The organism is Streptomyces phaeofaciens, from assembly GCF_014648915.1.
GTDB classification, from domain to species: Bacteria; Actinomycetota; Actinomycetes; order Streptomycetales; family Streptomycetaceae; genus Streptomyces; species Streptomyces phaeofaciens.
In genome coordinates, this window is the sequence record NZ_BMSA01000002.1 from 446,472 (window position 1) to 457,934 (window position 11,463).

At 69.1% G+C, this 11,463-nt stretch carries 10 protein-coding genes; 8 read left to right on the forward strand and 2 right to left on the reverse strand.

Going from position 1 to position 11,463, the window contains the following annotated elements; genetic code table 11:
* Positions 1-46: 46 nt before the first annotated feature.
* Positions 47-1,036, reverse strand: coding sequence for an ABC transporter permease (locus IE275_RS05510; protein WP_189708125.1), 990 nt, complete (start codon positions 1,034-1,036; stop codon positions 47-49).
* Positions 1,037-1,628: 592 nt separating this feature from the next.
* Here IE275_RS05510 and IE275_RS05515 point away from each other — a divergent pair.
* Genes IE275_RS05515 through IE275_RS05535 form a run of 5 tightly spaced genes read left to right on the forward strand, consistent with a single transcriptional unit; the run spans position 1,629 to position 7,268 of the window.
* Positions 1,629-3,266: a peptide ABC transporter substrate-binding protein gene (locus tag IE275_RS05515; RefSeq protein WP_189708127.1), complete on the forward strand. Its 1,638-nt coding sequence runs from the start codon at positions 1,629-1,631 to the stop codon at positions 3,264-3,266.
* A gap of 6 nt (positions 3,267-3,272) precedes the next feature.
* On the forward strand, positions 3,273-4,196 hold the full coding sequence (locus tag IE275_RS05520) for an ABC transporter permease (protein ID WP_189708129.1): 924 nt from the start codon (positions 3,273-3,275) through the stop codon (positions 4,194-4,196).
* Positions 4,189-5,220 (forward strand): ABC transporter permease, encoded by a 1,032-nt coding sequence (locus IE275_RS05525; RefSeq protein ID WP_373299174.1) that lies wholly within the window; start codon positions 4,189-4,191, stop codon positions 5,218-5,220. Before IE275_RS05520 ends, IE275_RS05525 begins: the two co-directional genes overlap by 8 nt.
* Positions 5,221-5,227: 7 nt before the next feature.
* A complete protein-coding gene (locus tag IE275_RS05530; RefSeq protein WP_189708131.1) occupies positions 5,228-6,202 on the forward strand; it encodes an ABC transporter ATP-binding protein in 975 nt (324 codons plus the stop codon).
* A complete protein-coding gene (locus tag IE275_RS05535) occupies positions 6,195-7,268 on the forward strand; it encodes an ABC transporter ATP-binding protein (protein WP_189708133.1) in 1,074 nt (357 codons plus the stop codon). The genes IE275_RS05530 and IE275_RS05535 overlap by 8 nt, the downstream gene beginning before the upstream one ends.
* Before the next feature lie 161 nt (positions 7,269-7,429).
* On the opposite strand, the gene IE275_RS05540 is transcribed toward IE275_RS05535, so the two are convergent.
* On the reverse strand, positions 7,430-9,565 hold the full coding sequence (locus IE275_RS05540; RefSeq protein WP_189708135.1) for a S9 family peptidase: 2,136 nt from the start codon (positions 9,563-9,565) through the stop codon (positions 7,430-7,432).
* Between the two features lie 178 nt (positions 9,566-9,743).
* Between IE275_RS05540 and IE275_RS05545 the strand changes: the two genes are divergently transcribed.
* From IE275_RS05545 to IE275_RS05555, 3 genes are all read left to right on the forward strand, one after another.
* On the forward strand, positions 9,744-9,938 hold the full coding sequence (locus IE275_RS05545) for a hypothetical protein (protein ID WP_073498771.1): 195 nt from the start codon (positions 9,744-9,746) through the stop codon (positions 9,936-9,938).
* Positions 9,939-10,002: 64 nt separating this feature from the next.
* The gene (mshB, locus tag IE275_RS05550; protein WP_189708137.1) at positions 10,003-10,914 is read left to right on the forward strand and encodes an N-acetyl-1-D-myo-inositol-2-amino-2-deoxy-alpha-D-glucopyranoside deacetylase; all 912 of its coding nucleotides are present in this window, start codon (positions 10,003-10,005) and stop codon (positions 10,912-10,914) included.
* Positions 10,914-11,324, forward strand: coding sequence for a DUF6113 family protein (locus tag IE275_RS05555; RefSeq protein WP_189708139.1), 411 nt, complete (start codon positions 10,914-10,916; stop codon positions 11,322-11,324). The genes mshB and IE275_RS05555 overlap by 1 nt, the downstream gene beginning before the upstream one ends.
* Positions 11,325-11,463 lie beyond the last annotated feature (139 nt).

Consider the following 11,463-nt stretch of genomic DNA (forward strand, 5'->3'; position numbering starts at 1 on the left):
ATCCGGCACCCCGGCGTCCTTGCCGTGGTCCTGAAGACGGCCGGTGCTAGCGCTTGGACTTGGGGTCGAGTGCGTCACGCACCGAGTCGCCGAGCAGGTTGAACGCGAGGACGAAGATCACCATGGCCAGGCCCGGGAAGAGCATGAAGGTGAGGTCCTCGGTGTAGAAACTTGCACCCCGGGCGATCATGACGCCCCAGTCCGGGGTCGGGTCGATCATGCCGACTCCGAGGAAGGCGAGACCAGCCTCAGCGGTGACGTACGCCGGGAGCATCAGCGTGGTCTGGATGATGATCGGCGTCCACAGGTTGGGCAGCAGCTCCTTGAAGACGATACGCCCCGGTGATGCACCCGTGACCTTCGCGGCTTCGACGAACTCCCGTTCACGCAGGCCCAGTACCTGGCCGCGCAGCAGTCGGGCGATGGACGCCCAGCCGAAGGCGGCGAGGACGATGATCAGAGCTGTGGCCCGCAGCCAGGTCGGGATCTCCTCGTCGGGGGCGACGAAGAGCCCGAACACGACCGGCATGAAGGCGATGAAGAAGAGCGTGGAGGGGAACGACAGCAGGATGTCGATGACCCGGCCCACGAGATAGTCCGTCTTGCCGCCGAGGTAGCCCGCGGTGGTACCGATGACCACGCCGAGGACCACGGTGAGGACGGTGGCGGCGAGCGCGATGCCCAGCGAGTTGCGGATCGCGTAGAGCAGGAAGGTGAAGACGTCGCGCCCCAGCTGGGGTTCGATGCCGAACCAGAACTCGGAGCTCATGCCGCCGTTCGGGCCTGACGGGTAGGCGAAGGGGTTCAGCAGCTCGGGACGCTCGCTGGCGTACGTGGTGTAGGGGTCCTTGCCGTACAGCTTGGCTATCAGCGGAGCGGCGACGGCGATCACGAAGAAGAAGCCCACGATGCACGCGGACATGACGCCCGTGCGGTCCCGCTTGAAGCGGTTCCACGCCAGCCGTCCGGGTGAGCGGCCTTCGCTGACCTTCGGGACGTCGGAAGGCGTCGACTTCTCGGCGCTCTCGTCGGTCACCTCAAGCGGGGCAGCCGCTGATGGAGTTGGGGGGGTCATGGTGCTCCTGGCCCAAGGGAGGGTCTGATGACTCCGCAGGGCACTCCCCTACGGGCTACGCGGGACTTTTTCAACGCAATTCGTTCAAGGTCAATAAATTCTGGTCTGCCTTGGTCTTCTCTTTACCTTCTTTACCTCTGCTTGATCGAACCGTAGCTACGCGTGTAGCGCGCCGTAATCGTTCCGTGTCCGAACTCGGACCAACCGGGCAAAACGGCCAACGAGTTCGATATGCGGACGCCTCAGTGTCGGAATGCGTACATCTCAGGGTCACAATCCAACGGTTCCGCATCGGATGCCGGTGATCCGTTGCGCCCGGCCTCCAAGATCCATTGTGACCTGCGCAGAAGATCCTTTTCGACCCCCCAGCAGCAAGTTGCATCCGGAGTCGATCACTTTCGCGCCACGGTGGTCATATCCCCCCAACGGCCGCCGAACGGGCGCGGTGGGCATGCGATACATGCCGATTGCCTCGATATTGGCCGATAAAGGATCAGTGCTTCGGTCCGGTCGGCACGGCGCCCAGGTAAAGAGCAAGCAAGAGGAGGCATCCATGCGTGGAGCCACGCACGCCAAGTGGGTCGCATGCGCGGCGGCCGTCGCCCTCGTGGCGACGGCCTGCGGCGGGGGGAGCGACAGCGGAGGCGGCGGGGGCGACGGCGGCGCGACGCTGAGCTCCTCCTGGGGTGACCCGCAGAACCCGCTGGAACCCGCGAACACCAACGAGGTGCAGGGCGGCAAGGTGCTCAGCATGATCTTCCGCGGTCTCAAGCGGTACAACCCGGAGACCGCCGCGGCCGAGGACTGGCTCGCCGAGAAGATCGACACCACGGACTCGCAGAACTTCACCATCACCGTCAAGGACGGCTGGACCTTCAGCAATGGCGAGAAAGTGACGGCGAAGTCGTTCGTCGACGCCTGGAACTACGGCGCCGGACTGAAGAACAACCAGAAGAACGCCTACTTCTTCGAGTACATCGACGGCTACACCAAGACCCACCCCGACGACGGCAGCGCGCCGAGCGCCGGCACCCTCTCCGGGTTGAAGATCGTCGACGAGATGACCTTCACGGTGAAGCTCAAGCAGAAGTTCTCGTCGTTCCCCGACACCCTCGGCTACGCCGCCTTCGCCCCGCTGCCCCAGACCTTCTTCACCGACCACGCCGGCTGGCTGAAGAAACCTGTCGGAAACGGGCCGTACGCGATCGACTCCTACACCAAGGGGTCCCAGATGGTCCTGAAGAAGTGGGACGGCTACCCCGGTGAGGACAAGGCGCAGAACGGCGGCGTGACCCTGAAGGTCTACACCGACAACAACACCGCCTACACCGACCTCATCGCCGGCAACCTCGACCTGGTCGACGACGTGCCCGCCGCCCAGCTCAAGAACGTCGAGAACGACCTCGGCGACCGCTACCTCAACACCCCCGCCGGCATCATCCAGACCCTGGCCTTCCCCTTCTACGACCCGGACTGGAACAAGAGCGGCTCCGACAAGGTCCGCACCGGACTCTCCCGGGCGATCGACCGCGACCAGATCACCAAGACGATCTTCCAGGACACCCGCACCCCCGCCACCGACTGGACCTCCCCGGTGCTCGGCGAGGAGGGCGGCTTCAAGGAGGGCTTCTGCGGGGACGCCTGCGACTACGACCCCGAGGAGGCCAAGAAGCTGATCGAGGAGGGCGGCGGACTGCCGGGCGGCCAGGTCAAGATCACATACAACGCGGACACCGGATCCCACAAACAGTGGGTCGACGCGGTCTGCAACTCCATCAACAACGCCCTCGACAACGAGAAGGCCTGCGTCGGCAACCCCGTCGGCACCTTCGCCGACTTCCGTTCCCAGATCGGCGACCAGAAGATGACCGGCCCGTTCCGGGCGGGATGGCAGATGGACTACCCGCTCATCCAGAACTTCCTCCAGCCGCTCTACTACACCAACGCCTCCTCCAACGACGGCAAGTGGTCCAACGAGGACTTCGACAGCCTCGTCGACAAGGCCAACGCCGAGACCGACATCGCCGAGGCCGTCAAGACCTTCCAGCAGGCCGAGGAGGTCGTCCGGGACAACATGGCGGCCATCCCCCTCTGGTACCAGAACGGCAGCGCCGGCTACGCCGAGCGGCTCTCGGACGTCCGCCTCAACCCGTTCTCCGTCCCGGTGTACGAAGAGATCAAGGTCGGCTGACCCGCCATGGGCCGGTATGTGATCCGGCGTCTGCTCCAGATGATCCCGGTGTTCATCGGGGCCACGCTGCTGATCTTCCTGATGGTGAACGTGATGGGCGACCCCATCGCGGGCCTGTGCGGCGACCGCCAGTGCGACCCGGCGACCGCCGCCCAGCTGGAGAAGGAGTTCGGCCTCGACAAGCCCGTCTGGCAGCAGTACCTGACCTACATGGGGAACGTCTTCACCGGAGACTTCGGTACGGCGTTCAACGGCCAGCCGGTCACCGAGCTGATGGCGACGGCGTTCCCGGTCACCATCCGGCTGACCCTCGTCGCCATCTTCTTCGAGATCGTCATCGGCATCACCCTCGGCGTGGTCACCGGCCTGCGCCGGGGCCGCCCGGTCGACACCAGCGTCCTGCTGCTCACCCTCGTGGTGATCTCCGTCCCCACCTTCGTCACCGGTCTGCTGCTCCAGCTGCTGCTCGGGGTCGAGTGGGGGTGGATCAAACCGTCGGTCTCCACCGACGCCACCTTCGGCGAGCTGATCGTGCCCGGCCTGGTGCTGGCCTCGGTCTCCCTCGCCTACGTCACCCGCCTCACCCGGACCTCCATCGCCGAGAACAAGCGGTCCGACTACGTCCGTACCGCCGTCGCCAAAGGGCTGCCGCACCGCCGGGTCGTCACCCGGCACCTGCTGCGCAACTCCCTGATCCCCGTGGTCACCTTCATCGGCACCGACATCGGCGCCCTGATGGGCGGCGCGATCGTCACCGAGCGCATCTTCAACATCCACGGTGTCGGCTACCAGCTCTACCAGGGCATCCTCCGCCAGAACACCCAGACGGTGGTGGGCTTCGTGACCGTTCTGGTGCTGGTGTTCCTGGTGGCCAACCTCCTCGTCGACCTCCTCTACGCCGTACTCGACCCGAGGATCCGCTATGCCTGAGCCGACGCCGGAGCCGGAGCCGCGCCTGCCCGACGCGCATGTGCCGGGACCGGCCCGCACCCCGCAGGAGGGCGCCATCGCCGACACCGGCGCGGGCGGGACGATGGACCTGGCCACCGCGGAGGGCGAGAGCCTGGAGAAGACGCCGGGGGGACCGCTCGGCACCGGACCCGCGGAGAAGCCGCGCTCCCTGTGGTCCGACGCCTGGCGCGACCTGCGCCGCAACCCGGTCTTCATCGTCTCCGGCCTGATCATCCTGTTCCTGGTCTTCATCTCGCTGTGGCCGGGGGCCATCACCTGGATGAGCCCCCTCAAGTGCGACCTCGCCAAGGCCCAGGAGGGTTCCCAGCCCGGTCACCCGTTCGGCTTCGACGGCCAGGGCTGCGACGTCTACACCCGTACGGTCTACGGCGCCCGTACGTCCGTCTCGGTCGGCGTCTGCGCCACGCTCGGCGTGGCCCTTCTCGGCAGTGTGCTCGGCGGTCTGGCCGGGTTCTTCGGGGGCGCCGGGGACTCGGTCCTGTCCCGGATCACCGACATCTTCTTCGCGATCCCGGTCGTCCTCGGCGGTCTGGTCCTCCTCTCCGTGGTGACCAGCAATACGATCTGGCCGGTCATCGGGTTCATGGTGCTGCTCGGCTGGCCCCAGATCTCCCGGATCGCCCGCGGCTCGGTCATCACCGCCAAGCAGAACGACTACGTCCAGGCCGCCCGCGCCCTCGGCGCCTCCAACTCCCGGATCCTGCTGCGGCACATCGCCCCGAACGCCGTCGCCCCCGTGATCGTCGTGGCGACCATCGCGCTCGGCACCTACATCTCCCTGGAGGCGACCCTGTCCTACCTCGGCGTCGGCCTCAAACCACCCCGCGTCTCCTGGGGCATCGACATCTCCGCCGCCTCCCCCTACATCCGCAACGCCCCCCACGCCCTCCTGTGGCCCTCGGGCGCGCTCGCGGTCACCGTCCTGGCCTTCATCATGCTCGGCGACGCGGTCCGCGACGCCCTCGACCCGAAGCTGAGGTGAGGGGCGGATGCTGCTCGAAGTGCGTGACCTCCAGGTGGAGTTCCGGACCCGGGACGGGATCGCCAAGGCGGTCAACGGGGTGAGCTACGCCGTGGACGCGGGGGAGACCCTCGCGGTGCTCGGCGAGTCCGGGTCCGGGAAGTCCGTCACCGCGCAGGCGGTCATGGGGATCCTCGACATCCCGCCGGGGCGGATCACCGGCGGCGAGATCCTGTTCCAGGGCCGGGACCTGCTGAAGCTGAAGGAGGACGAACGGCGCAAGGTCCGCGGCGCCGAGATGGCGATGATCTTCCAGGACGCGCTGTCCTCCCTGAACCCGGTGCTCTCGGTCGGCGACCAGCTCGGCGAGATGTTCGTGGTGCACCGGGGCATGTCCCGCAAGGACGCGCGGACGAAGGCCGTGGAGCTGATGGACCACGTCCGCATCCCGGCGGCGCGGGAGCGGGTCAAGGACTACCCGCACCAGTTCTCCGGCGGCATGCGCCAGCGCATCATGATCGCCATGGCGCTCGCCCTGGAGCCGGCCCTCATCATCGCCGACGAGCCCACCACCGCCCTCGACGTCACCGTCCAGGCCCAGGTCATGGACCTGCTCGCGGAGCTCCAGCGCGAGTACCACATGGGGCTCATCCTCATCACCCATGACCTCGGCGTGGTCGCCGACGTCGCCGACCGCATCGCGGTGATGTACGCGGGCCGGATCGTCGAGTCGGCACCCGTCCACGACATCTACAAGGCCCCGGCGCACCCCTACACCCGCGGCCTGCTCGACTCCATCCCCCGTCTCGACCAGAAGGGCCAGGAGCTCTACGCCATCAAGGGGCTGCCGCCCAACCTCATGAACATCCCGCCCGGCTGCGCCTTCAACCCGCGCTGCCCGATGGCCCAGGACGTCTGCCGGACGGACGTACCGCCCCTGTACGAGGTCTCCGGCGAACGCAGGAGCGCCTGCCACTTCTGGAGGGAGTGCCTGCATGACTGAGCCGATCCTGGAGGTCAGCGGGCTGGTCAAGCACTATCCGCTGACCCAGGGCATCCTCTTCAAGAAGCAGGTCGGGTCGGTGAAGGCCGTCGACGGCGTCGACTTCGCGCTCCGCCGCGGCGAGACCCTCGGCATCGTGGGCGAGTCCGGCTGCGGCAAGTCCACGGTCGCCAAGATGCTGGTCAACCTGGAGCGGCCGACCGAAGGGCGGATCCGCTACAAGGGCGAGGACATCACCAAGCTGTCGGGGAAGGCCCTGCGGACCGTCCGCCGCAACATCCAGATGGTGTTCCAGGACCCGTACACCTCCCTCAACCCCCGGATGACGGTCGGCGACATCATCGGGGAGCCGTTCGAGATCCACCCCGAGGTGGCACCCAAGGGCGACCGGCGGGCGCGGGTCCGGGAACTGCTGGACGTCGTCGGGCTCAACCCCGAGTACATCAACCGCTATCCGCACCAGTTCTCCGGCGGCCAGCGCCAGCGCATCGGCATCGCGCGCGGGCTGGCGCTGCGCCCCGAGGTGATCGTCGCCGACGAACCGGTGTCCGCCCTGGACGTCTCGGTGCAGGCCCAGGTGATCAACCTCCTCGACCGGCTCCAGGCCGAGTTCGAGCTGTCGTACCTCTTCATCGCGCACGACCTGTCGATCGTCCGGCACATCTCGGACCGGGTCGGGGTGATGTACCTCGGGCGGATCGTGGAGATCGGCAGGGACGCCGAGATCTACGACCATCCCACCCACCCCTACACCCAGGCGCTGCTCTCCGCGGTGCCCGTGCCGGACCCGGAGGCGCGCGAGCAGCGGGACCGGATCATCCTGGCGGGTGACGTCCCGTCCCCGACGAACATCCCCTCCGGCTGCCGCTTCCGCACCCGCTGCTGGAAGGCCCAGGAGCGGTGCACGCGGGAGGTGCCGCTGCTTGCTGTGCCGGAGGAGTTCCGGCGCGTGAGCGGGCCGGCCGCGCACGATTCGGCATGCCATTTCGCGGAGGAGAAGCGGGTGGTCCCGCCCGGGCAGCGGCCTCCCGGACCGACGGACGATCTTGGGAAGGAGGGCCCATAGCCGCACATTCGTACACCAACCGCGTTAACACGCAGGCAACTTGACTGACCCGATTCCGATATACGGACGCGTCAGGCTGAACAGCGTACGGCCGTGCGGGTGCCGTAAACGGGCCGGGGCGCGCCATGTCGCCCCGGCCCGTTGCCCGGCCCGGACCGGGCCTACGCCATCCCCAGGGACCGCTTCAGGAAGTCCACCTGGAGCAGCAGGAGGTTCTCCGCGACCTGCTCCTGCGGGGTCATGTGAGTGACGCCGGACAGCGGCAGCACCTCGTGCGGCCGGCCGGCGGACAGCAGCGCGGAGGACAGCCGCAGGGCGTGGGCGACCACCACGTTGTCGTCGGCCAGCCCGTGCACGATCATCAGCGGCCGGTGCGGCTCGGCGGGCGCCGAGAGCCCCTCGTCGGTGACGAGCGAACTCCGCGCGTACGACTCCGGATGCGCCGCCGGGTCGCCGAGATAGCGCTCGGTGTAGTGGGTGTCGTACAGCCGCCAGTCGGTCACCGGGGCGCCGGCGATGCCGGCGTGGAAGACGTCGGGGCGGCGCAGCACCGCGAGGCCGGCCAGCCAGCCGCCGTAGGACCAGCCGCGGATCGCCACCCGGCCGAGGTCCAGGGGATGGCTCTTCGCGAGGTCCTGGAGCGCCTCGATCTGGTCGTCCAGGCTGACCGTGAAGTCGTGGTGGACCGCCTTCTCCCAGCCGGGGGAGCGGCCCGGGGTGCCCCGCCCGTCGGCGACCACCACCGCGAAGCCCTGGTCGGCGAACCACTGCGAGGTGAGGTGCGCGTTGTGCGCGGCGAGCACCCGGGGGCCGTGGGGGCCGCCGTAGGGGTCGAGCAGGACGGGCAGCAGGGGTGCCGGGTGCTGCGAGGTGTCACCGGGGTAGTCCGTAGGCATAAGCACGGCGCACGGGATCCTCCGTGCGCCCCCCTCGGTGAGCACCACGCGCGGGGACAGACCGGGATCTTCCGCATGCGACCGGACCGTCACGGGCTTCTTCCCCTCGCGCAGCACCCGCGCCACGCTCCCCGGCCGGTCCGGTACCGCCGACACCATGACGGTCACGCCCCCGGCCCGCACCGCCGAGTGCACACCGGGCTCCTGGGAGATGCGCTCGACCCCCAGTTCGTTGACCCGGTAGACATGGACCTCGCCGATTTCCGGGCGTTCCGCGTCCTCGCCGGCCGAGGCCGCGACCAGCACGTCGTCCGCCGTGACGTCCAGCACCGCCCGCACGTGCAACTGCGCCCCGGTCAGGGGTCGTTCGCCCACCGCGAGAACCCGGGCGCCCCCCTCGTCGGCGATCCGCACCAGCCGTCCGGAGGGGCTCCAGCACGGCACTCCAGGGAAAAGATCCAGCCAAATCGGATCTTCGTCGGCGTGCACCATCCGGGTCGCCCCGGTGTCGGTGTCCACGGCGAGGAAGAGCTGGCTGCGCTGGTCGCGCGCCTGTACGAGCAGCAGTGGCGCACCCGCCCCTGACCAGTGCACTCGCGCCAGATACGGATAGCGTGCCCGGTCCCAGACGACCTCCGTGCGCACCCCGCCGAGGCCGAACACGAAGAGCCGGACCTCCGCGTTGGCCGTCCCGGCAGCCGGATACGGCACGTGTTGTGGGTCACGTTTCGGCTGGGCGGGGTCGGAGATCCACCACCGCTCCACCGGCGTGTCGTCCACGCGCGCGACGAGCAGCCGGTCCGACTCCGGAGCCCACCAGAAACCCCGCGAACGCCCCATCTCCTCGGCCGCGATGAACTCGGCCAATCCATAGGAAACCGACGCGGACTCGGGCTCCACCACCGCCCGGTCGCCCTCGCCCTCGGCGCCGACGACCCGCAGGGCGCCCCCCGAGACATACGCGACGAGCCGCCCGTCGGGGGACGGACGGGGGTCGATCACCGGCCCCGGGACGGCCAGCCCACGTGCCGTCCCGGCCCGCAGCTCGGCCGTGAAAAGCCGCCCTGACAAGGCGAAAGACGCCAGCTCCACGGCCTCGTCGGTGGCGTAGCCGACGATCCCGGCACCCCCCTCGCGGCTGCGTTCACGGCGCGCCCGCTCCTCGGCCGAGAGGTCCTCCGAGGCGCCGCCCAGGAGGGTGTGCGGGTCGGCGGCCAGGCGCTCGGTGCCGTCCGCCGGGTCGAGCACCCACAGCGAGTTGGCGCGGTCCGTACCGGATCCGGACCGCAGGAACGCGACCCGGGAGCCGTCGGGGGCCACCGTGAACGAACGCGGCGCGCCGAGCGAGAAACGCTGGGTGCGGGCGTGCCGGCGGGGGAAGGAGTCGGACTCGTTCGTCATCCCCCGACCATATTGGCCATGCGCCCCCTTGTGCGGCTGTGCGCCGAGAGATGCGCACGCACTCATAGTTATGATCACTAGCGCTGTGTGGGTATGAACCTGCTGGCAGTTGTACGGATGGACAAGTTCCCTCGCTCTGTTTTCCCCCACGTTCCCGGGTTCTTGGAGGTGAGCCGCCGTGGCACTCTCGATTTCGGCGGTGGTGCTGCTGGCGATCATCGTCTTCTTGTTGATCAAGAAGTCAGGCCTGAAGGGCGGTCACGCGGTTGTCTGCATCCTGCTCGGCTTCTATCTCGCGTCCTCGACGATCGCGCCGACGATCAGCGACCTCACCACGAGCGTGGCGAGCATGATCGGCAGCATCAAGTTCTGACGCGTGCCGTTCCTGCGTCTGCCCCTGCGTCGGCGAGGTAGTCCTGCCTCGTAGGGTTGGCCCCATGACGGAACTGCCCGCCCGGCGTCTGCTGCTGGTGCACGCGCACCCGGACGACGAGTCGATCAACAACGGCGCGACCATGGCCCGCTACGCGGCCGAGGGTGCCCATGTGACCCTGGTCACCTGCACCCTCGGTGAACGCGGCGAGGTCATCCCGCCGGAGCTGCGGCACCTGACGGGTGCGGCCCTGGGCGAACACCGCCTGCGTGAGCTGGCCGACGCCCTGGCCGGTCTCGGCGTCACCGACTTCCGGCTGCTCGGCGGCGCGGGCCGCTACGCCGACTCCGGGATGATGGGCATCCCCGACAACGACGACCCCGGCTGCTTCTGGCAGGCCGACGTCGACGAGGCCGCCGCCTCGCTCGCCGAGGTCGTCCTGGAGGTCCGGCCCCAGGTCGTCGTGGCGTACGACGACAACGGCGGCTACGGCCACCCCGACCACATCCAGGCCCACCGGGTCGCCCTGCGTGCCGTGGAGCGCGCCGCGGACGCCGGGTGGACGGTCCCCAAGGTCTACCTCAACCGCGTCCCGCGCTCCGTCGCCGAGGCCGCCTTCGACCGGCTCCGCCAGGAGCTGCCCGGTCTGCCCTTCGCCCGCAGCGCCGCCGTCTCCGACGTGCCCGGCGTGGTGGACGACGAGCTGATCACCACCGAGATCGACGGCGCCGCGTACGCCGCCGCCAAGGCCGCCGCGATGCGCGCGCACGCCACCCAGATCGAGGTCGCCCCGGACGAGCGCCACTTCGCGCTCTCCAACGAGCTGGCCCAGCCCCTGTTCACCACCGAGTACTACCAACTCGTGCGCGGGGAAACCGGTCGCCCGCCCGGTCGCGACGGGGAGGCCGGCGGGAGCCCGGAGACCGGCGGGAACCGGGAGACCGACCTGTTCGCCGGCATTGAGGAGGGGGTCTGATGTCGGACCGCGGCTCGATGCTCGCCCAGCCCCTCCGGCGGCCCCCCGCCGGACGGCTCGTCGCCTACGTCGGACTTCTCCTGCTCGGCGCGGTCACCGGACTGGCCGGGGCGCTCGTCCAGGCCGGCTGGTTCCCCGGCGGACTGCTGCTCGCGCTCCTCGGCGCGGCCGGCCTCTTCCTCGGCGGCGCACGGGCGCTCGGCAGCCGGGGCGGGGCCGTCGCGCCCGCCGCGGGCTGGATGATCGGCGTCGTCGTGCTCACCGCCGGCCGGCCCGAGGGAGACTTCCTGTTCGGCGCGGGAGGAGGCTCCTATCTCTTCCTGCTCGGCGGCATGGCCCTCGCTGTGATCTGCGCCACCCTTGCGTTCGGGCGGCAACCGGTCGGCGACGAGGTCCGACTTGGGAAGTGACGTACCACTTCGCCGTGCCGTGGCGGTGCGAGTCCGGTGTGGGTTTCCACGACGGTCACGGGATACGGGCCAGAAGTGGCCAGTATGGTGGTGCGCGCCGCCGAGCCGCCCGTGAGGCCGTGGTGGGCGGTGGAGCCAA